This window comes from Streptomyces sp. NPDC097595 (assembly GCF_044761525.1).
GTDB classification, from domain to species: Bacteria; Actinomycetota; Actinomycetes; order Streptomycetales; family Streptomycetaceae; genus Streptomyces; species Streptomyces drozdowiczii_A.
Genome location: NZ_JBIWCN010000003.1, coordinates 420,230 through 441,065 on the forward strand (window position 1 = coordinate 420,230; position 20,836 = coordinate 441,065).

General features: G+C 71.4%; 16 protein-coding genes. 7 read left to right on the plus strand and 9 right to left on the minus strand.

The genetic code is table 11. The annotated features are described in order from the left end of the window. Positions 1-64: 64 nt before the first annotated feature. From ACIQZN_RS06745 to pepN, 3 genes are all read right to left on the minus strand, one after another. On the minus strand, positions 65-3,373 hold the full coding sequence (locus ACIQZN_RS06745) for a S8 family serine peptidase (RefSeq protein WP_403989033.1): 3,309 nt from the start codon (positions 3,371-3,373) through the stop codon (positions 65-67). A 220-nt stretch (positions 3,374-3,593) separates the two neighbouring features. Beyond that, a complete protein-coding gene (locus tag ACIQZN_RS06750) occupies positions 3,594-4,637 on the minus strand; it encodes a hypothetical protein (protein ID WP_403989035.1) in 1,044 nt (347 codons plus the stop codon). Positions 4,638-4,742: 105 nt separating this feature from the next. Next, positions 4,743-7,325 (minus strand): aminopeptidase N, encoded by a 2,583-nt coding sequence (gene pepN / locus ACIQZN_RS06755; protein WP_403989037.1) that lies wholly within the window; start codon positions 7,323-7,325, stop codon positions 4,743-4,745. Positions 7,326-7,469: 144 nt separating this feature from the next. On the opposite strand from pepN, the gene ACIQZN_RS06760 reads away from it, so the two are divergent. Both ACIQZN_RS06760 and ACIQZN_RS06765 read left to right on the plus strand, forming a co-directional pair. Then, positions 7,470-8,120: a DsbA family protein gene (locus ACIQZN_RS06760; protein WP_403989039.1), complete on the plus strand. Its 651-nt coding sequence runs from the start codon at positions 7,470-7,472 to the stop codon at positions 8,118-8,120. A gap of 385 nt (positions 8,121-8,505) precedes the next feature. Then, entirely contained in the window at positions 8,506-9,405 is a 900-nt protein-coding gene (locus ACIQZN_RS06765) for a DUF4232 domain-containing protein (protein ID WP_403989041.1), read from the plus strand. On the opposite strand, the gene ACIQZN_RS06770 is transcribed toward ACIQZN_RS06765, so the two are convergent. The 4 genes from ACIQZN_RS06770 to ACIQZN_RS06785 form a co-directional block, all read right to left on the minus strand. Next, on the minus strand, positions 9,396-10,361 hold the full coding sequence (locus tag ACIQZN_RS06770) for an aldo/keto reductase (protein ID WP_403989181.1): 966 nt from the start codon (positions 10,359-10,361) through the stop codon (positions 9,396-9,398). The two genes, ACIQZN_RS06765 and ACIQZN_RS06770, sit on opposite strands and share 10 nt — an antisense overlap. Positions 10,362-10,451: 90 nt before the next feature. After that, positions 10,452-11,291, minus strand: a complete 840-nt coding sequence (locus tag ACIQZN_RS06775) for an MOSC domain-containing protein (RefSeq protein WP_403989043.1) — start codon at positions 11,289-11,291, stop codon at positions 10,452-10,454. Positions 11,292-11,455: 164 nt separating this feature from the next. Continuing rightward, complete coding sequence (locus tag ACIQZN_RS06780) at positions 11,456-12,097, minus strand: superoxide dismutase (protein ID WP_018103172.1); 642 nt, start codon at positions 12,095-12,097, stop codon at positions 11,456-11,458. A gap of 139 nt (positions 12,098-12,236) precedes the next feature. Further along, positions 12,237-13,649, minus strand: a complete 1,413-nt coding sequence (locus ACIQZN_RS06785) for an amino acid permease (RefSeq protein WP_403989045.1) — start codon at positions 13,647-13,649, stop codon at positions 12,237-12,239. A 388-nt stretch (positions 13,650-14,037) separates the two neighbouring features. Here ACIQZN_RS06785 and ACIQZN_RS06790 point away from each other — a divergent pair, with 388 nt between their 5' ends. The 4 genes from ACIQZN_RS06790 to ACIQZN_RS06805 all read left to right on the plus strand — a co-directional run bounded on the left by ACIQZN_RS06790 (position 14,038) and on the right by ACIQZN_RS06805 (position 17,388). Further along, entirely contained in the window at positions 14,038-14,631 is a 594-nt protein-coding gene (locus ACIQZN_RS06790; RefSeq protein WP_403989047.1) for a biotin transporter BioY, read from the plus strand. Between the two features lie 129 nt (positions 14,632-14,760). Further along, the gene (locus ACIQZN_RS06795) at positions 14,761-15,249 is read left to right on the plus strand and encodes a ribose-5-phosphate isomerase (protein WP_018103175.1); all 489 of its coding nucleotides are present in this window, start codon (positions 14,761-14,763) and stop codon (positions 15,247-15,249) included. Between the two features lie 78 nt (positions 15,250-15,327). Continuing rightward, on the plus strand, positions 15,328-16,137 hold the full coding sequence (locus ACIQZN_RS06800) for an Fpg/Nei family DNA glycosylase (protein ID WP_403989049.1): 810 nt from the start codon (positions 15,328-15,330) through the stop codon (positions 16,135-16,137). A gap of 105 nt (positions 16,138-16,242) precedes the next feature. Further along, on the plus strand, positions 16,243-17,388 hold the full coding sequence (locus ACIQZN_RS06805; protein WP_403989051.1) for a PP2C family protein-serine/threonine phosphatase: 1,146 nt from the start codon (positions 16,243-16,245) through the stop codon (positions 17,386-17,388). On the opposite strand, the gene ACIQZN_RS06810 is transcribed toward ACIQZN_RS06805, so the two are convergent. Then, positions 17,374-18,564 carry a cation:proton antiporter gene (locus ACIQZN_RS06810; protein WP_403989053.1) on the minus strand — a complete coding sequence of 397 codons (1,191 nt, stop codon included), beginning with the start codon at positions 18,562-18,564 and terminating at the stop codon, positions 17,374-17,376. The genes ACIQZN_RS06805 and ACIQZN_RS06810 overlap by 15 nt on opposite strands. Positions 18,565-18,710: 146 nt before the next feature. Between ACIQZN_RS06810 and ACIQZN_RS06815 the strand changes: the two genes are divergently transcribed. After that, a complete protein-coding gene (locus ACIQZN_RS06815) occupies positions 18,711-19,196 on the plus strand; it encodes an HD domain-containing protein (protein WP_403989055.1) in 486 nt (161 codons plus the stop codon). A 94-nt stretch (positions 19,197-19,290) separates the two neighbouring features. Here the strand turns inward: ACIQZN_RS06815 and ACIQZN_RS06820 are convergent, their stop codons facing one another. Next, positions 19,291-20,442: an acyltransferase family protein gene (locus tag ACIQZN_RS06820; protein ID WP_403989057.1), complete on the minus strand. Its 1,152-nt coding sequence runs from the start codon at positions 20,440-20,442 to the stop codon at positions 19,291-19,293. Positions 20,443-20,836: the final 394 nt, after the last annotated feature.

Sequence of the window (20,836 nt, forward strand, 5' to 3'; positions counted from 1 at the left end):
GGTGAGCACCCGCCCCACTGCCGTACGGATCACATGTCCGGATCACATGTCCGGCACCGTGTGGCTACGGCGTGACCTTTTCGATCACGACGCTGCCGGTGCCCGCCGCGGTGCCCCGGGCGTTCACGAGGCTGACCTCGCCGAAGAACTGCCGGCCCTCGGGGGCCGCACCGGCCACCTTCACCTCGGCGCCGACCTGGGCGGACGCGCCGGCGGCCAGCTTCACGGCCTTCGACTCGTCCACGGAGATCGTGCCGAGCGACGCGGAGTAGTACACGTCGCGGTAGTCGTACTCGGTGGTCCCGGACGGGACGTCGTAGCCGTCGATGACGACGGTGTACGTGCCGGCGGCCGGCTTCACCAGGCTGACGGACTCCTCGGACCCGGCCGTGGTGGAGGAGCCGACCTCGGCGCTCCCCTTGTACACGTACAGGTCGAGGTCGGCGTTGGCGTCGCTGGTGCCGCCGATGGCGACGTCCAGCTTCTCGACGCCCTCACCGATGGTGACCTCCTTGGTGTACGAGCCACCGGTGGAGATCGACGGGCGCTCGACGGCGGCCGAGCCCAGCGAGCCGCCCTTGAGCCTGCCCTCCAGGGGGCCGGCGTTGTTGGTGACCTTCCAGTCGACCGACGCCGGGGTGCCGATCTTCGCCTCGGCGATGGTCTGCACCGCCGGGTCGAAGGTCGCGCCGAGCAGCGCCACGTCCAGCTTGTACGGGTTGTCCAGCAGCGGCGACGTGCGCCGGGCCTCGACCTCGATCTCCCAGACACCGGGCTGCGGGTCCGGGTAGGAGCGCGCGTCCGGGCGGCAGGTGTTGGCCGGGTTCTCGTAGTTCGGGTAGCAGAACGGCGTACCGCTGTCGTCCACCGGCACCCCGTACGGGTGGATGGCGATGAAGCGGGTCTGGCTGCCCGAGCGCAGGGCGCTCATCGCGACCTCAAGGGTCTTGGCGCCCTCCGGCACGGTCACGAAGTACGACGTGGTGCCGTTGCGCTGCACCGAGCCGGACGCCTTGAACGCGTAGGACGGCTTCGCCAGCGGCTTGGAGACGACGACCGTCGTCAGGATCTGCTGGTCGGTGCCGGCGGTCTTCTTGTCGTCCAGCTGGAGGATCGCGCTGTGCACGCCCGCGCTGCCCGGCTTCGCCTGGACCTTGACCGTCACCGGCTTGCCCAGCGGCAGCGAGACCTTGTCGGAGCCGGTGAGCTTGAAGGTACCGTCGTTGTACTTCCAGGAGAGCTTGTGCTCGACCTTCTTGTCCGGGCCCGTGGTGCGGGTGACCGTGACGTCGTAGGTCTTCTTCTGGCCGGCCTGGAGGCCGCCCTCGCGGTCGTAGAGGCCGGTGCCGAAGCCCGGGGTCTTCAGCGCGAAGTCGATCGCGGTGTCGACGGGGGCCTTGACCGTGTACTCGTGCGCCGGGGCGCCCTGCTTCGCGATCAGCTTCCAGGCGTCCACGATGTTGATCAGACCGGCGCCCTGGGCGTGCGCGGGCACGTCCTTGATCTTGGTGGCGGTGCTGGTCAGCGCGGTGCGCAGGTCGGCCGGGGGCAGCTCGATGTGCTTCTGCTTCGCGGCGGACAGCAGCAGCGCGGTGGCGCCGGCGGCCTGCGGGGAGGCCATCGACGTGCCCTGGAGCATGGAGTAGCCGGCCGGCAGGGAGTAGCCCGCCTCGGCGACCGGCGAACCGGGCAGCCAGGTCTGCGTCGAGTTGATCGACGCACCGGGGGCCGTCAGGGTCGGCGTGAAGCCGCCGTCCTCACGCGGGCCGCGCGAGGAGAAGGGCAGCATGTCGTACTTCTTGGTGACGTTGGAGCCGTAGTTGGCGGCCCAGGTCTCCTTGGAGATGGACGCGCCGACCGAGATGACGTGGTCGGCGAGGCCGGGGTCACCGATGGTGTTGACGCCGGGGCCGTCGTTGCCGGCCGAGATGACCAGCTGGACGCCGTAGATGTCGACCAGCCGCTTGTACAGCTCGGAGCGGGCGTTGTTGCCGTCGTTGAGCGGCGGCAGGCCGCCGATCGACATGTTGACGACGTCGACGCCGCGGTTCACGACGAGGTCGATCATGCCCTCGGTGAGCGCGATGTTGGTGCAGCCGCCGGACCAGGTGCAGGCGCGCGAGGAGACGATCTTCGCGCCGGGCGCGGCACCGTTCATCTGGCCGCCGAACAGACCGTTGGCGGCGGTGATACCGGCGACGTGCGTCCCGTGCTCGGACTCGATGACCCCGATGGAGACGTAGTCGGAGGTGTCGCCGGCGGTGTTGTAGACGACGTCCTGGCGGTTCTCCACGACGAACGGGATGCGCTCGACGACGTCGGTGCGCGGGTTGTCCTTGCCGAAGTAGGAGACCTGGTGCTTCTCCTTGTACGGCTTGAGGGCGGTGTCGTCGCGGAAGTCGCCGTTGTTGTTCAGGTCGACCCGGGAGGCGCCGCTGACCGGGTCGTAGAGCACGGCCCAGGTGTCGGTGGTGTCGCCGTCGCGGTTCAGGTCGCCCGCCATGTCGCCGCCCTTGGTGGCGGCCTCGGCGAACAGGCTGATCCGGTACGAGCCCTTGGGCGCGTTGTACGTCCGCCCCTTGTACGTGAACACCGGGCCGGAGACGGCGTCCGTCATCCGCAGCCAGGTGCCGTCGCCGTCGCTCACCGGGTCGGTGGCGGTCACCCAGTCGGTGATCTTGCGCTCACCGGTGGTGGTCTTCTGGAGCGCCGGGTGCGCGATGTCGACGCCCGCGTCCAGGACGCCGATGGTGATCCCGCGGCCGTCCGCCTTCGGGTGCTGCTTCACGAAGTCGACCGCGCCCGTCTCGAAGGACGGGTTGTACGGGTTCTTCGCCGGCGTCTTCTTCCCGGGGGCCGGGTAGCTTCCGGTGGACTTCGCCTTGGTCTTCGCGCCGGTCGCCCGGTCGGCGGCGGGCGTCGGGTCGTCCAGCACGATCTCCTGCTTGAGATCGATGCCGTGGACGGAGCTCAGCTTCGACGCCGCCTTGATGGTGGCCTCGGCGGTCGCGGTCGGCACGGTCGCCCGTACGTAACCCAGCTTGTCGTACGCACGGCCGAGCACGGAGCCCTTGACGGCGTCCAGCTGCTTGGTGACCTGCTCGGTCGCGCCGGGGGCGGTCGCGACCATCATCGTGACGTTCTTCTCGCCCTTGGCCTTGGCCTTGGTCAGGACCTCGGCGTCGGCGGTGCCCAGCTTGTCCGCCGGCGCGGTGCCGGCGGCCTTGACGGGGGCGGAGGCCGGATCGTCGGCGGCGAAGACGGGGGCGACACCGGTGGCGGCCAGAGCGGCCACCAGACCGGCGGCGGCCGCCACCCGGGCCGCTCGTCTCGCTCCGGATATGGAACCGGGGGATTCGGAGGTCATCAGCATCCCTGTATGTGAAAGAGAGAGTCCGGAAATCGGTACCGGATGACCGCTCACCCTTTCGTAAATGACAGGGGTTTGTGGAGAGTTGTGGGGGCCTTGTTGAGTACATGGCGTAATCCCGCCACCGGGGCGGATGCGCCAGTAGGGACGAACGGGTGGATTCGGGAACGGAATTCAGCCAGGTGAGGCGTGAGGTGTGCGACCCCGGGTGTGGGGTCCCGGTTCAGCGGGGAAGGATCATCACGTACGCCGCCGGCTCCCGGTCCGCCGCGGCCATCAGCGCTGTCCGGACCACGGCCGCCTGCTGCCCGAGCGCGTCCCGCAGCTTCTCCGGCGTGAGGTGCACGACGGTCACGCCGAGCCGTTCCAGGTGCTCGCGCCGCGCCGCGTACGCGGACCACTCGGCCTCGTGCCTCTCGTCCTGGCGGCTGTGGCGCGGCGCCCTCGTATCGAGCTCCACGGCGACCGCCTCGTCGGGCCAGTAGGCGTCCACGCGGCCCAGGTGCGGGCCGCCGGGCAGCCTCAGGTCCACGTTCCACAGCGGCTCCGCGAGCCCATGGGTGCGCACCATGGCGTACAGCCGCTCCTCCGCCATCGCCCGGCCCTCCGCGAGCAGCGAGTCGACCGCGTCGACCACCTGCGGCCGGCCGAGCACCTTGGCCCGGTTCAGCTCGCCCACCAGCACGGCCGGTTCGCAGTGGCCGCCGCGCACCGCCTCGGTGAGCAGCCGGCGCACCGTGACCGCGTCCCCGAGCCCGGCCACCGCGTCCGCCAGCGCCCGCGCCACCGGGGCCACCGGCAGCCCGTCCAGCCACTCCGGGCGCGGCGGTTCGGCGGTCCGCAGCAGCCGGGCGTACCCGGCCGAGCGCAGCCGCCGCACCCGGGGCACCAGCACGTCGACCCGCTCCACGGAGGCGGCGGGCGGCGCGGCGGCGAAGCCGTACAGCGAGAGCGCGGCGAGTCCGGTGAGCACCGCGTCGCCGTACGCGGGGTCCGCGGTCCGCCCGGGGGCGGGGCGCCGTCCGGAGGCCGGCGGGCGGCCCGCGTACAGCAGGGCGGACCGCAGCCGCTCCGGGCCGCTGAGCTCCCCGGGGTGCAGGACGAAGACCCCGGGCAGCGGCTGCTGCCAAGGCCCGCCGTCCCCGCACCGCTCCACCGCCCGCCCGACGGGCACGCCCATCGCCTTCAACTGGGCGGCGGAGACGACGCGTTGACGCCCACGGGAGGGAACGGGGCGGCCGGACTGGAGCGGGGTGTTCTGGGTCATGCTCCGGTGTATCCCGCCAACGGCCCCATCTTTAACCGTTGTTACAGGCCCGTCGACATACCCGGACAAGAACACCGTTCTGCATCGCCATCCGGCCAGGGCGCCCTACGCCACCGAATCAGCCGCCTGCGCCCGCAGGGCCCGCGCCAGGTCGTCCCGGGCCTCAAGCACCAGCCGCCGCAGCGCCGGCGCCGCGTCCGCCCGGGCCGTCAGCCACGCGTCGGTCGCCTCCAGCGTCGCCGGGTCGTCCTGGAGGGACGGGAACAGCCCCTTGACGACGGCCATCCCGATCTGGATCGACCGCTCGGCCCACACCCGCTCGATCGCCTCGAAGTACCGCGCGGCGTACGGCGCCAGCAGCTCCCGCTGGGACGACTGCGCGAAGCCCGCGATCGTCGCCTCCACCAGCGCGTTGGACAGCGCGTCCGACTCCACGACGTCCGCCCACGCCCGGGCCTTCACCTCGGCGGACGGCCGCGAGGCCAGGCACCGTACGTGGTGCCGCCTGCCGGACGCCGTGTCGTCCCGGACCAGCTCCGCGTCGACCGCCGCCTCGTCGGCCGCGCTGTGGGCGACCAGCGGGGAGAGGAACGCCCAGCGCAGCTCCTGGTCGACGTCGAGCCCGTCGATCCGTGCGGTCCCGTCGAGCAGCCCGGCCAGCAGCTGGAAGTCGGAGTCCGACGCGGCGACCGACGCGAAGAACCGGGCCCAGGCGAGCTGGTGCTCGCTGCCCGGCTCGGCGAGCCGCAGTTCACCGAGCGCGCCCTCGGCCAGCGCCCGGCCGCCCTCCTCGCGCCACTCGGGAGCCGCGTAGTTCACGAGCGCGCCGCGCGTCCAGGCGTGCAGCATCTGAAGGACACCGATGTCCGTCTCGCGCCCGGCGAAGGCCAGGACCAGCGAGACGAAATCGCGCGCCGGCATCAGCCCGTCGCGGGTCAGGTTCCACAGCGCCGACCAGCACAGCGCCCGGGCCAGCGGGTCCGTGATGTCGCCCAGGTGCGCGCGCAGGGTGGCGAGCGACACCTCGTCGAAGCGGACCTTGCAGTACGTCAGGTCGTCGTCGTTGACGAGGATCAGCTCGGGCCGCTCGGCCCCCGCCAGCTCCCCGATCACGGTGCGCGGCCCCGACACATCCGCCTCGGCACGCGCGTAACGCACCAGCTCGCCCTCGGTGTTGCGGCTGTACAGGCCGACGGCGACCCGGTGCGGTCGCAGCTCCGGGTAGGACTCGGCGGCCTCCTGGAGGACGGCGAGCTCGGTGATCCGGCCGGCCGCGTCGTACGTGGCGACCGGGGTCAGCGAGTTGACGCCCGCGGTCTGGAGCCAGGAGCGCGACCAGGCGGTCATGTCACGCCCGGACGTCTCGGACAGCACCGACAGCAGGTCCCCGAGCCGGGTGTTCCCGTACGCGTGCTTCTTGAAGTAGCGCCGGGCGCCCTCCAGGAACGCGTCCCGTCCCACGTACGCCACGAGCTGCTTGAGGACCGACGCGCCCTTGGCGTACGTGATGCCGTCGAAGTTCAGCTTGGCGTCCTCCAGGTCACGGATGTCGGCCGTGATCGGGTGGGTGGACGGCAGCTGGTCGGCGCGGTACGCCCAGGACTTGCGGTTGTTGGCGAAGGTGATCCAGCCGTCCTCGAAGCGGGTCGCGCCGGTCATCGCGAAGACGCCCATGAAGTCCGCGAAGGACTCCTTCAGCCACAGGTCGTCCCACCACTGCATGGTGACGAGGTCCCCGAACCACATGTGCGCCATCTCGTGCAGGATGACGTTGGCCCGGCCCTCGTAGGCCGCCTGCGTCACCTTGCCGCGGAAGATGTACTCCTCGCGGAACGTGACACAGCCCGGGTTCTCCATCGCGCCGAGGTTGTACTCCGGCACGAACGCCTGGTCGTACTTCCCGAACGGGTACGGGTAGTCGAAGTTGTCGTGGAAGAAGTCCAGGCCCTGCTTGGTGATCAGGAAGATGTCGTCGGAGTCGAAGTGCTTGGCGAGCCCCTTGCGGCACATCGCGCCGAGCGGGATCTCCAGCGTCGTGCCGTCCTCGAAGGTCCGGCTGTAGGAGTCGGTGACGTAGTGGTACGGACCGGCGACGACCGCCGTGATGTACGTCGAGATCGGCTCGGTCTCCGCGAACCGCCACACCCCGCCCTCGCGGGACTCCTCCGCGCCGTTGCTCCACACCGTCCACTCGGCAGGCGCCGTCACCCGGAAGCGGTACGGGGCCTTGAGGTCGGGCTGTTCGAAGTTGGCGAAGACGCGGCGGGCGTCCGCCGGCTCGTACTGGGTGTAGAGGTAGACCTCGCCGTCCTCCGGGTCCACGAAGCGGTGCATGCCCTCGCCGGTCCGGCTGTACGCGCACTGCGCGTCGACCACCAGGACGTGCTCGCCCTCCGCCAGGTCCGCCAGCGCGATCCGCGCCCCGTCGAAGACGGCCGCCGGGTCCAGCGCGGTGCCGTCCAGCGTCACCGCGTCGACCGAGGGCGCGATCAGGTCCGCGAAGGTGGACGCGCCGCCGCGCGCCGCGCGGAAGCGGATCGTCGTCACCGAGCGGAAGGTCAGCGGACCGCCCGCCGTGTCGTCCCCGCCGGTCGCGGAGCGGACGTCGAGTTCGACGTCGTAACCGTCGACGGCCAGCAGCTCGGCCCGCTCACGGGCCTCGTCTCGGGACAGGTTCTCGCCGGGCACGGCACACTCCTTTGTGTCACGTTCGAATAGTTTGATCCTCCCATGCCGTCATCGGGACCGGCGGGCGGGAATGGCCGGAGCGTCGTCCGGTGTTCTGGCGCACAGACTTTCGCACCGACGCGATCCGTCCGTTCGAGGAGAGAGATGTCTGACAACAGCACGGCGACCGGCAGGACCCCCGTCGACTTCTGGTTCGACCCGCTCTGCCCCTGGGCCTGGATGACCTCCCGCTGGATGCTGGAGGTGGAGAAGGTCCGCGACGTCGAGGTCCGCTGGCACGTCATGAGCCTGGCCGTGCTCAACGAGGACCGGCTCGACGAGCTGCCCGCCGAGTACCGCGACATGCTGGAGAACAAGGCGTGGGGCCCCGTCCGCGTCGTGGTCGCCGCCCAGCAGCTGCACGGCGAGGACATCGTCGGCCCGCTCTACACCGCGCTCGGCACCCGCTTCCACAACCGCGGCGAGGGCCCGACCCGCGAGGCCGTCGAGAGCGCCCTCAAGGACGTCGGCCTCCCCGTCGAGCTCGCCGAGTACGCGGACTCCGACACCTACGACACCGAGCTGCGCGCCTCCCACAAGGAGGGCATCGAGAAGGTGGGCCAGGAGGTCGGCACCCCGGTCATCGCCGTCCCCGGCGCCGACGGCGAGCAGATCGCCTTCTTCGGCCCGGTCGTCACCCCGGCCCCCAAGGGCGAGGAGGCCGCGAAGCTCTGGGACGGCACCCTGATGGTCGCCTCGATCCCCGGCTTCTACGAGATCAAGCGCACCCGCACCCAGGGCCCGATCTTCGACTGACCGTCCGACGGCGGCGGGGAGCACTCCCCGCCGCCGGCTGTGACGCCACCGTGACGCAATATTTGAATCCTCCCCCGGCTGAAGCAGGGGGATTCCTGGCTCACGCTGCCTACGGGTCAGCGACCCGGCAGGTCTTCCACGATCAACACCAGCCGGGACGAAACCTGCCCGGTTTGGTACGGCATAGCTTGGTGGTGCATGTGCCGTCTTGGTTCTCGATCAGCACGCGTACGGAGCTTGGTTCTCGCCACCGCACCCCGGCGAGCGTACCCGATCATGCGGGTGGTCGTTTGCCCTGGCAGCGGAACCCCGTTCCGGGCACCCTGGAGGTTCCCGGTGACGGGGATCACAGCCCGGCCCGGGCGTCCTGTGATCTTCTGGGCGGATGCGCCCCGCCACCGCCCTCGTCCTGTGCGCCGCCCTCGCGAGCACCGCGCTGCTCAGCGGATGCGGGAAGGAGACCGCCGGGGCCTCCGCCTCGCCCGGGGCGACCTGCGCCTCCCTCGCGCCGCTCCCCGACCCGGCCGGGCGGACCTGGGACAACGTCCGGGTGATCAGCGGCAAGTGCGGTCCCTCGGGCGCCCCCTCCACCGGGTTCGAGGTCACCAACACGGACAAGGAACCGCTCACCTTCACCCTCACGTTCACCCTGGTCAACGGGTTGGGCGAGGCCATGGACAACATCACCCGCACCGTGGAGGCGGTGAAGCCCGGCCAGACCGTGCGGCGGCCCCTGGACGCGGCGGACGGACCGGGCTCGGCCCGCTCGTACCGGGCCCGGATCATGAAGGTGCGGGCCGTCCCGGCGGACGGCGTGGGCGGCGGCTGTCCCTCCTCAGGGGTCCGCATCACCAACGACCGGGGCGACGCCGCGATGGGGCTGCGCGTCGTGGGCATCAACCTCACCAACTGCTCCACCACCGACTACGAGCTGAACGGCTACCCGGCGCTCCGGCTCCTCGGCGAGGACCGCAAGCCGGTGAGCGGGGTCAGGATCCTGCGCGGCACCACCGCGATCTCCACCGGCATCGGCGGCAACGCCGAACCCCGCCCCGTCACGCTGCGCCCCGGCGAGAGCGCGCGCGCCACCCTCGCCTGGCGCAACACCACCACGGAAGGCGACCCGGTGAACGCCCCCTACACCGAGGTCACCGCGAAGCCCGGCGCCGCGCCCGTGACGGTCACCCCGGAGCTGGACCTCGGCACCACGGGAAGGCTCGGCGTCGGCCCGTGGACGAAGACTCCGGCGGCGGCGCGGACCGGTGAACTTCCCGGTCAGGAGTAGAAGTTGCGCGGCCAGCTGTGCTTGGCCAGGACCGCGGACTGCTCGGCGGTGAGCGGCTGTCCGTCGCTGAGCGCGGTGTTGCGCTCCACGTTCCGGACGCTGCGCATGCCCGGGATCACCGTGGAGACCGCCGGGTGGCTCAGGACGAACCGCAGTGCGTGCTCCGCGATCGCGTCCGGCTCGATGCCCAGGTCCGCCACGATCGCCGCGACGCGCCGTTCGACCTGGGCCGGGCGGTCGCCCCGGAAGTAGCGGTTGCGGAAGTCGCCCTCGGGGAACGTCGTGTCCGCGGTGATCCGGCCGGTCAGCCCGCCCTCGTCCAGCGCGACCCGGACGATCACGCCGACCCCGTGCTCCGCGCAGGCCGGCAGCAGCTCATCGGCGGGGGCCTGGTCGAACACGTTGTAGATGACCTGCACGCTGTCCACGAGCCCGCTGCGCACGAGCGCGACCGCGCTCTCCGGCGCGTGGTCGTTGACGGAGACCCCGAAGAGGCGGATCCGGCCCTCCTGCTTCAGCGCCGCGACCGTCTCCAGCCAGTCCCCGCGCCCCAGCCACTCGTCGTTCCAGACATGGAACTGGAGCACGTCGAAGTGGTCGAGCCCGGACGCGGCGAGGCTGGTCTCCAGGCTGGTACGGATGTGCTCGCCGGGGAACGCGTCCGCCGGGTCCGTGCCGTCCGCCGCCGGCCACACCCCGTTCTTCGGCGGCACCTTCGTCGCCACCAGCACCTCGTCACCGGCCCGTTCGCGGACCAGCTGCCCGACGATGCGCTCGCTCTCGCCGTAGCCGCGCGCGGTGTCGATGAGGTTCACCCCCAGGTCGACGGCGCGGTGCAGGGCGCGCAGCGACTCGTCCCGCGTCGCCCCCACCCAGCTGGACTCGCCGATGCCCCAGGCCCCGTAGCCGATCTCGGACACCGAAAGTCCGCTGCGTCCCAGCTCGCGGTAGCGCACAGTCATCCTCCACGTCGTCGTCCCGTTCCGGGCAAACCAGCACGACGATAGGGGAGTTGTCAGGGGAGGGCAGCTGGTTTTACGGGGTGCTCAGCCGCCCACCGGGCTGTGCACGGAGACCGGGTCGCCGACCCGCACCACGCCCTCGCGGACCACCGCGTTCTTCGCGCCGAAGCTGAGCTTGTTGCCGAACTCCGGCTCCCTGCGGTACGTGGCCAGGGTGCGCACCGGCTCCGGGCCCGCGCGGCGCCCGGTCCGCTGGTCGATGAGCGGGACGTTGCACCGGATCGCCTTGACCGAGTGGGCGAGTTCGGCGGTGCCCACGGTCATCCGCGCCACCCGGTCCTCGAAGTGCGGCTCGTCGTCACCGGTCAGCACGATGTTGGCCCGGAAGCGGTCCATGGGCACGGGCGCGGCGTCGCCCCGTTCCGCGATGCGGGCGTTCAGGCCGGCGAGCGAGGCGGTCGAGGTGACCAGGACCGCGTGCGCGTCGCCGAAGTTGACCTTGCCGGGGGTCTCGCCCCAGCCGTCGCGGTCGAAGCCGGGGCGCACCCGGACCAGCCGGGACGCGGCCCCCAGTGCCTCGGAGAACCACCGCGCGGCCTCGTCGCCCTGGTCGACGGCTTCGCCGAGGTCCCGGCCGAACATGCTGACCTCGCGGCGCGGCCCGTCCGGCGCCACTTCCAGGCGCAGCGGCCCGACGGCCTCGGCGGACAGGTCGAGGGCCGCCCCGGCGTCCAGGACCCGGACCCCGATCGCCGCCATCGCGGGGTGGGTGCGCTGGCTGCGGAACGAGCCGTCGGCCGCGTCGACCACCATGAACATCCGGTCGTGCTCCAGGCCGGTGACGGCGACCCGCGCGGAGTCGACCCGGGTCCCGGCGCAGCCCTTGACCGGGTAGTACACCAACTCGTGGACGGTGATCGTCATGACGTGCTCCTCATGCCGGACATCATGGCAGCCGCGCCCGGACCGCAGAGAGGCCCCCGCCTGTCACGTCCAGGCGGGGGCCTCCCCTTCATCCGCCTGCCGGTGAAGGTTGAGAAGACGATCACGAGGCAGGACGTCCGGTGCGCCCCGGCCGGGGCCTCGGCTCAGGGGGCGAGCAGCAGCACGTCCGCGCGCTCCTTGGCGGCGGCGTAGCGCTTGGCCACGTCCTGCCAGTTGACGACGGCCCACATCGCCTCGATGAAGTCGACCTTCTGGTTCTTGTACTGGAGGTAGAAGGCGTGCTCCCAGGCGTCGAAGACCAGGACCGGGACGGAGCCCTGGCCCACGTTGCCCTGGTGGTCGTAGACCTGCTCGACGATCAGCTTGCCGCTGACCGGCTCGTACGCGAGGACGCCCCAGCCGGAGCCCTGCGTGGTGGCCGCGGCCTTCGTCAGCTGGGACTTGAAGCCGGCGAAGGAGCCGAACGACTCGGTGATCGCGTCCGCGAGGTCGCCGACACCGTCCGCGGCCAGCGGCTCGCCGCCGCCGTCACCGGTCATGTTGTGCCAGTAGATCGAGTGCAGGATGTGGCCGGACAGGTGGAAGGCGAGGTTCTTCTGGAGGCCGTTGATCGCTCCCCACGCCTCCTTGTCCCGCGCCTCCTCCAGCTGCTCCAGGGTGTCGTTGGCGCCCTTCACGTACGCGGCGTGGTGCTTGTCGTGGTGGAGCTCGATGATCTGCGGATTGATGACCGGTTCGAGCGCGGCGTAGTCGTACGGGAGTTCCGGGAGCGTGTACGTGGCCATTGGTTTCGAACCCTCCAACTGCTGACAAGTTGTTATTGCAACCTCTATGCAACAGCAGGCTAACAGCAGCAACGCGAAACACCGGGTCAGCCCTTCGGCTTAGGACCCGGTGTTTCGTACGGTTTTACGGGGTTACGGCTCAGACTCCGGCGCGCCGCCGCTGGCGTACGGCCCCGATCGCCGCCAGGGCCACCGTCAGCGTGCCCGACGCCAGGAGCTGATCGCGGGTCGAGGGCTGGCGGAGCATCAGGACGAAGATGCCGGCCATGGCGAGCAGCGCCACCACCGTCAGCCCCGGGAACAGCCACATCCGCACCACCAGCTTCTCGGGCGCCTCGCGCTCCAGGCGGGCCCGCAGGATCAGCTGGGAGACGGCGATGAAGATCCAGACGACCAGGATCACCGCGCCGGTCATGTTGAGCAGCCAGGGGAAGACGTCGTCCGGCCGCCAGTAGCTCAGCAGCACGCACAGGAAGCCGAAGACGGACGAGACCAGGACCGCCGTGCGCGGCACCCCGCCGGAGACCCGGCCCAGCCGCCTCGGGCCCTGCCCGCGCGCCACCAGCGAGCAGGCCATGCGCGAGGCGCCGTAGATGTTGGCGTTCATCGCGGAGAGCAGGGCGACCAGGATGACCACGTTCATGATCTGCGCCGCCTGCCCGATGCCGAGGTGGTCCAGCGCCGCGTAGAACGGCCCCACCTCGACCACCTTCGGGTCGTCCCAGGGCACCAGCGTGACGACGACCGCCATCGAGCCCACGTAGAACAGCGCGATCCGCCACATCGCCGTCCGCACGGCCTTCGCGACCCCGCGCACCGGGTTCTCGGACTCCGCGGCGGCGATGGTGACCGTCTCCAGACCGCCGTACGCGAAGACGGAGGCGAGCAGTCCGATGACCAGGCCGTCCGGGCCGTTCGGCAGGAAGCCGCCCTCCCCGCTGAGGTTGGCGGTGCCCGGCGCGTCGGTCCCCGGCAGCACCCCCAGGACCGCCAGCACGCCGAGGACCAGGAACAGCGTGATCGCGGTGACCTTGAGCGCGGCGAACCAGAACTCGAACTCGCCGAACTTCGTCACCGAGGCCAGGTTGGTGCCCAGGAACACCACCATGAACAGCGCCACCCAGGCCCACTCCGGGGTCCCCGGCAGCCAGCCCGTCACGATCTTGGCCGCGCCGATCCCCTCCAGGCCGACGGCCGTGCACAGCAGTACCCAGAACGCCCAGCCCGCCGTGAACCCGGCCCACGGCCCGATGGCCCGCTCGGCGTGCACCGAGAACGAACCGGAGGCCGGATTGGCCGCCGACATCTCGCCGAGCATCCGCATCACGAGCATCACCAGCACCCCCGAGACGGCGTAGGCGATGACGATCGAGGGCCCCGCCGCGGCGATGCCGGCGCCGGAGCCGACGAAGAGCCCGGCGCCGATGACACCACCCAGGGCGATCATCGAGAGATGGCGCTGCTTCAGCCCGTGCGACAGGGGCGATTCGGGGCCGGTGTCCGGCGCGGTGGCCGGGGAGCCGGTGGGGGAGGGCGCGGAGGTCCGGGACATGGACGGGCTCTGTTCGGTCGGTGAGACGGGGGACGTCCGCCCAGTCTGGACACGTGATCCGCTCGCCGGTAACCGCCGTCCGCTATACGGTCACCGGGTCCACACCGGGCGCGCACGCGGCGGCGGACGGTGGGCCACCGTCACGTACCGCGCTTTTAGAGGGAGTTCACAGTCCCGCTTCCGCGCGCCTTCCCGGCCCGCCCCGGACGCATCCCCGCTCACCTCCGTGACAAGCATCACGCTCCGCGATGATTGCGCCACCCTCCTTGTGCGAATCCCACCAACGCCCCGATCACCGCTTTGTGGGCCGCTGACGGTGATCGGGCACGGCCCGGTCGGATAGCGTCACGGTCAGTCCCTCTCCACCCTCACCCCCGCGGAGTCCCCGATGAGCACTGCTGCCGCCCCCGCCCGCACCGGAGCGGTCCTCGCCGACCTGCTGCCCGCCGCCCGGCACCGCTACGCCGTGGACACCGCCCTGGTGCTCGGTGGCGCGGCGCTCACCGGCATAGCCGCCCAGATCGCCGTGCCGGTCCCGGGCTCCCCGGTCCCGGTCACCGGCCAGACCTTCGCCGCGCTGCTCGTCGGCACCGCGCTGGGCGCCCGCCGCGGCTTCCTCTCCCTCGCCGTGTACGCCCTCATCGGCATGGCCGGCATGCCGTGGTTCGCGAACGGCACCTCCGGCCCGGGCGGCGCCTCCTTCGGCTACGTCCTCGGCATGCTCCTCGCCGCCACCGTCGTCGGCGGCCTGGCCCGGCGCGGCGGCGACCGCTCGGTGCTGCGCACGGCCGGGACGATGGTCCTCGGCTCGGCGATCATCTACGCGGTCGGCGTGCCGTACCTGGCCCTGTCCACCGGTATGTCGGCGAGCGCCGCGATCGCCGCGGGCCTGACGCCGTTCCTGCTCGGCGACGCCCTGAAGGCGGCCCTGGCCATGGGCGCGCTGCCCGCCTCCTGGAAGCTGCTCGGCCGCCGCGGCTGACACCGCGACACCTCTGTCGAGGCCCGCCGGACCGCACCGCGGACGGCGGGCCTCCGCGTATCTGCCCGGCACCGGGCACACCGCACCCCTTCGTCGGCGCCCCGCCCGCGCACGTGCCACACTCCTCCCATGCGCGTGTACCTCGGATCCGACCATGCCGGTTACGAACTCAAGAACCACCTCGTCGAGTGGCTCAAGGCCCAGGGCCACGAGGCCGTCGACTGCGGTCCCCACATCTACGACGCCCAGGACGACTACCCGCCGTTCTGCCTCCGCGCCGCCGAGAAGACGGCCGCCGACCCGGACAGCCTCGGCATCGTGATCGGCGGCTCCGGCAACGGCGAGCAGATCGCCGCCAACAAGGTGAAGGGCGTCCGCGCCGCGCTGGCCTGGAGCGAGCAGACCGCCGCGCTCGGCCGCGAGCACAACGACGCCAACGTGATCTCCATCGGCGGCCGGATGCACACGGTCGAGGAGTCCACCAAGTTCGTGGAGATCTTCCTCTCCACCCCGTACTCCGGCGAGGAGCGGCACACCCGCCGCATCGACATGCTCACGGCGTACGAGAACACCGGCGAACTCCCCCCGATCCCGGCCCACCACCCGCAGCAGGGCTGACCAGCTTCCTGTGCCGCCGGTCCGTCCGGCGGCACAGCCATGTCCGCCCCCCCCGCACCACCCAGGAGACCCGCCGCCGTGCCCGAGGGACACACGATCCACCGCCTCGCCGACGACCACCGCGAGCGCTTCGCCGGCCGGCCGGTGCGGGTGAGCAGCCCGCAGGGCAAGTTCTCCGACAGCGCCGCCCTGCTCGACGGGCGGGTCCTCGGCACGGCCGACGCCCATGGCAAGCACCTCTTCCTCGGCTTCCCGGACACCGGCTGGGTCCACATCCACCTCGGCCTCTTCGGCAAGCTCAACTTCGGTACGGTGCCGGCCCCGCCGCCCACCGACACCGTCCGGCTGCGCCTGGTCAACGAGGCGCACCACGCGGACCTGCGCGGCCCGACCACCTGCGCCCTGATCACGGACGCCGAGAAGCGCGCGATACACGACCGCCTCGGCCCCGACCCGCTGCGCGACGGCGAGGACGGCGAACGCGCCTGGCAGCGGATCTCCCGCAGCCGGATCACCGTCGCCGCCCTGCTGATGGACCAGAAGGTCATCGCGGGCGTCGGCAACGTCTACCGCGCCGAAGTGCTGTTCCGGCACGGCATCGACCCGTACCGGGCGGGCAAGGACCTCACCCGGCGCGAGTGGGACGCGATCTGGGCGGACCTGCGCGCGCTGATGCGCGAAGGCGTGCGGAACAACCGGATCGACACCGTCCGCCCCGAGCACCTGCCCGAGGCGATGGGCCGTCCGCCCCGCGTCGACGACCACGGCGGCGAGGTCTACGTCTACCGGCGCGCCCGCCAGGGCTGCCACATCTGCGGCACCGAGATCCGCACCGCCGACCTGGCCGCCCGCAACCTCTTCTGGTGCCCCGGCTGCCAGTCCGCGTAATCCCCGCGGTCTACCCGCCGGTACGGCACCGAGCGCGCCGATTTCGAACACATTGTCACGGGGTCCCCCTGCACCGGAGGCCGCCGGGTGGATAAGGTCCCCGCAATGGCCCGACGCGCAGGAGCAAAGACGTACCCGGCCCGATGGCGGAAATCGGCGCACCGGGTCTACACCACGCTGCGCCGGTCCGGGGTCGACTACTTCCGCGGCGACGGCTCCGACTGGATCGCCCTGGCCGGCCTCTTCCTGGTCATCCCGGTCATCACCTGCCTCACCCTGGTCGACCCGGTCTGGTGCGCGCCCACCATGCTCGTCCTGCCGATCGTCGCGGGCGGCCTGCTGCTGCGCCCCGCCAGCCTCCTCGGCCTGTACGCGGGGGTCGCCGTCGCCCTCATCGTGGAGTCGATGCGGCTCGGCCCCTACCAGGACGGCCCGGCCGGGGTCACCCCCGGCACCGTGCTCACGGTCGCCGCCTGCGGGTTCTTCGGGCTGATCCTCGCCCAGTTCCGCGCCCGGGTCGGGGTGCCCTGGCGGCGCGGCGGCACCATGCTCTTCGACCTGCGCGAACGCATCCGCGTCCAGAGCTCGCTGCCCCGCCTCCCACAGGGCTGGCACCGCGAGATGGCGCTGCGCCCGGCCGGCGGGCAGTCCTTCTCCGGCGACTTCGTCGTCGCGGCCCGCACCCACGGCGGCCGCACCCTGGAAGCCGTCCTGACCGACGTCTCCGGCAAGGGCATGGACGCCGGCTCCCGCGCCCTGCTGCTGTCCGGCGCCTTCGGCGGGCTCCTCGGCTCACTGCCCCCGCACGGCTTCCTGCCCGCCGCCAACGGCTATCTGCTGCGCCAGGACTGGGACGAGGGCTTCGCGACCTCGATCCACCTGGTCCTCGATCTGGAGACCGGCGACTACGAACTCCTCTCGGCGGGCCACCCGCCGGCCCTCCAGCTCCACGCCGGCAGCGGCCAGTGGGAGGAGAAGGCGGCGGAGGGCCCGCTGCTCGGGGTGTACGACGGCGCCGAGTTCGACGCGGTGAAGGGCCATCTCGCCCCCGGCGACGTGCTGATGCTGTTCACCGACGGACTGGTGGAGGCGTCCGACCGGGACATCGCGGAGGGCATCGACCGGCTCACCGGCGAGGCCGACCGCTATGTCAGCACCGGCTTCGAGGGCGCGGCCTGGCACCTCATCGAGGCGTGCGCCAAGGACGTCAACGACGACCGGGCCCTGCTGCTCCTGTCACGGAAGTCCTGAACCGGCCCCGACCGGATCGGGCTCGCGGAGCGCCGGTTCGGGCTTGCCCGGCAGGAAGCGGGCCAGCCAGTGCGAGCGCCCGGCCGCCAGCGGCGCGAGGACCGCGAGGACCAGTACGTAACCCGCGATGAACGGGGAGAGCCGTTCGTCGAGCCCGGCGCCCGCCGCCATCGTGGCGAGGATCAGGGCGAACTCCCCGCGCGCCACCAGGGTGGTCGAGATGTTCGCGGTGGCCTGGGGGCCGAAGCCGTACACCCTGGCGGCGGCGATCCCGGCGCACACGTTCATCGCGAGGGTGACCGCGACGGCGGCCAGCACCGGCCAGAGCACGGTGGGCAGGTCGCCCGGGTCGATGGAGAGTCCGAAGGCGAAGAAGAAGATCGCGCCGAACGCGTCGCGCAGCGGGTGCACCAGCTTGAGGATGCGCTCGCCCGACGACGTGCTGCCGAGCATCAGCCCGACCATGAAGGCGCCGATCGCGTCCGCGACGCCGAACCACTCCGAGATCCCGGCCACCAGGACGGCGGCGCCGAGGAACGAGATCACCAGGAGCTCGTCGTCCCTGGTCCCGATCAGCTTGCCGACGACCCGGGTGCCGAAGCGGGCTGCCAGGGCGAGCAGCAGCAGGAAGCCGAACGCCTTGCCGCCGTCGGTCACCGCCGCGGCGAGACTGTCCGCGCCGGACAGGATGGGCTGGAGGGCCGCCAGATACAGGGCGAGGAAGACGTCCTCCACGACGATGATGCCGAGGATGGGCCGGGTCTCCGGATTGCCGATCCGCCCGAGGTCCACCAGCACCTTGGTGACGATGGCCGACGAGGAGATCCCGAGCACCCCGGCGAGCACCAGCGCCTCGGAGGTGCCCCAGCCGAGCGCGAAGCCGAAGCCGAGCCCGGCACCGACGTTCAGGGCGAGATAGGTGCCCCCGGCGACCGCCATCTTGCGGCCGCCGGCCTTGAGGTCGTCCAGATGGAATTCCAGGCCCAGGTAGAAGAGGAGCAGCACCAGGCCGAGCGCGGAGAGCATCTCCAGGTCGTGCGGGTCGGCGACGAGGACGATGCCGGGGGTGTGCGGGCCGAGGAGGATTCCGGCCAGGATGAACAAGGGGATCGTGGGCAGTCCGATGCGGCGCCCCGCGCGGGCGAGGACCGCGGCGGCGAGGAAAGCGCCGCCCATGGCGATGAGCGTGTCTGCGTGTCCGATGAGCCCGGCCTTTCGAAGAGTCAAGAGATCGTCAAGGAGTGGTCATCGGTTAGTTTACCGAACGATTGACGTTGCAACTCTCCGGACCGGTGCGCGGGGGTGCGCCTAGAGTCCTCGCCATGACCGCATCACACGCTCGGCTGACGCTCGCCGAGGTCGAGGCCCTGGCCCGCGAGGCCCACGCCACCCAGCGGGACAAGGCCGGCCGCCCTTACGCGGAACACCTCGCGGCCGTCGCGGAGGGCGTACGGATCAGGGGCGGCAGCGACGAGCAGATCGCCGCGGCCTGGCTGCACGACGCGGTGGAGGACGACGCGCTGTCGGCCGAGTGGCTGGCCGGGGCCGCGCTGCCGCAGGCCGTCAAGGACATGGTGCTCGCCGTCACCAAGCGGGCGGGCGAGGAGCCGGAGGCGTACACCCGGCGCATCCTGGCCACCCCCGGCGCCCTGCTGGTCAAGGAGGCCGATCTCGCCCACAACGCCGACCCGGCCCGCCTCGCGGTGCTGGAGCCGGCCACCCGTACCCGGCTGACCGCGAAGTATGCGCGGGTACGCGAGCTGCTGGGGCTCACCGCACCGAACACGCCCCCGGAGCGTCGGGATTGAGCCAACACCGCCCGCCGACACCGCCCCCCGGCACCGCCCCATGACACGACGAAGCCCGGCCACCGGGGCCGGGCTTCGTGCGGTGTGCGGAGACTCAGATCCTGGCGGCGTCCCGGCGGAACGCCCAGTTCATGTCCGGCTCGGTCACGCAGCGCAGGACGCGCCGCACCGGGGGAGTGCACAGCAGGGTGACGGCGGTGGAGGCGACCACGGTCACGATCACCAGGCCCGCCGGACCGACCAGCCAGTCGTGGTCGTCGAAGATCCCCGCGTAGTCGGCGCCCTTCACCAGGAAGCCGTGCAGCAGGTAGCCGCAGATGGTGCCGGCGCCGAGCACCGTGAACCACATGTGGCGGCGCGGGACCAGCGCGAGGAACCCGGCCGTCAGCAGCACCGCGCAGCCGAACATCGCCAGGGTCATCACCGCGCCCGACCACCACGGCGCCCCCATGTCCTGGGCGCTGGAGTCCCGCAGGAACCAGCCCAGCTGCATCCGGGGCGCCGCCCAGTACGCGAAGACCAGCGCGCCCGCGAAGAGCGGCAGCGCGAACAGCCGGGCCTCGCGGCGGCGGACCAGCTCGAAGTGCTCCGGCTTCAGCTGGAGTCCGAGCACGAAGAACGGCAGGAACTGCAGCACGCGCGGCAGGTCGAGGTCGTCACCGATGCTGGGCGCGAGCGAGGCGAGAACGGCGATCACGAGCGAAACGGCCAGCGGATGGCGGAGGTTGCGCCAGATCGGCGTCGTGAGGCGCCAGATGAACAGGGCGGCCAGGAACCAGGTCAGGTACCAGGGCTCCAGCAGGCTGACGGCCGCGTCCGGCTGGTCGTTCGCGTACCGCCGGAACAGCGAGTACGCCGTCTCGAAGACCACGTACGGCACGGCGACACCCGTGACGAGCCGCTTCACCTTCTTGGGACTCAGGTCGAACGACCGTGAGAAATAGCCCGAGATGAGGATGAAGGCGGGCATGTGGAACGTGTAGACCACCATGTACAGCGCCCGGGCGGTCCGGCTCCCGTCCATGACCGGGACCCAGGAGTGCGCCACCGCGACGAGCACGATGGCGAGGTACTTGGCGTTGTCGAAGAAGGCGTCACGCTGCTTGGCCCCGCCGCTCCGGGCGGTCCGGTCCGCTGCCGGTGAGGGGGCCTCCCGGGTCGCCGTCGGCGCAGGGTGTCTGGGCTCCGCCTCCTCGGTCGCCGGGGGGAGCGTGGCCCTCTGCATTGCGTTCGGAGCGTGGAACATCTCAGGCACCCTAGACGTGTCGATTGCCATCCGTAAAACCGCCGTTGAATAGCGCGTCTTCCCTGCATATCAAATGGCAAACCAACGGAATGTGCCCGTTATGGCATGTTTGATCCCGATCAAATGGGGCAATCTGTGAGGCAGTTGACCGAAGTGAATTACCTCGCGTTCGGCGTCGAATTCGCCTGTGAATGAAGTGTGTGGATACGGAAACGATCACCGTTGCACATTCCCGGAGATCACGCGGCCCCGCTGGCCCGGAGCCCCGCCCGGTGTCCGGCCCCCGGCCGGGCGCACAGGGGGCGCAAGGGGCGCAGGATGGCGCGATATCGACAGGTCGATACGTCACCCGGCAACACCCCGGCGGGAGTTGGTGGCACGATGGGGGCGACGG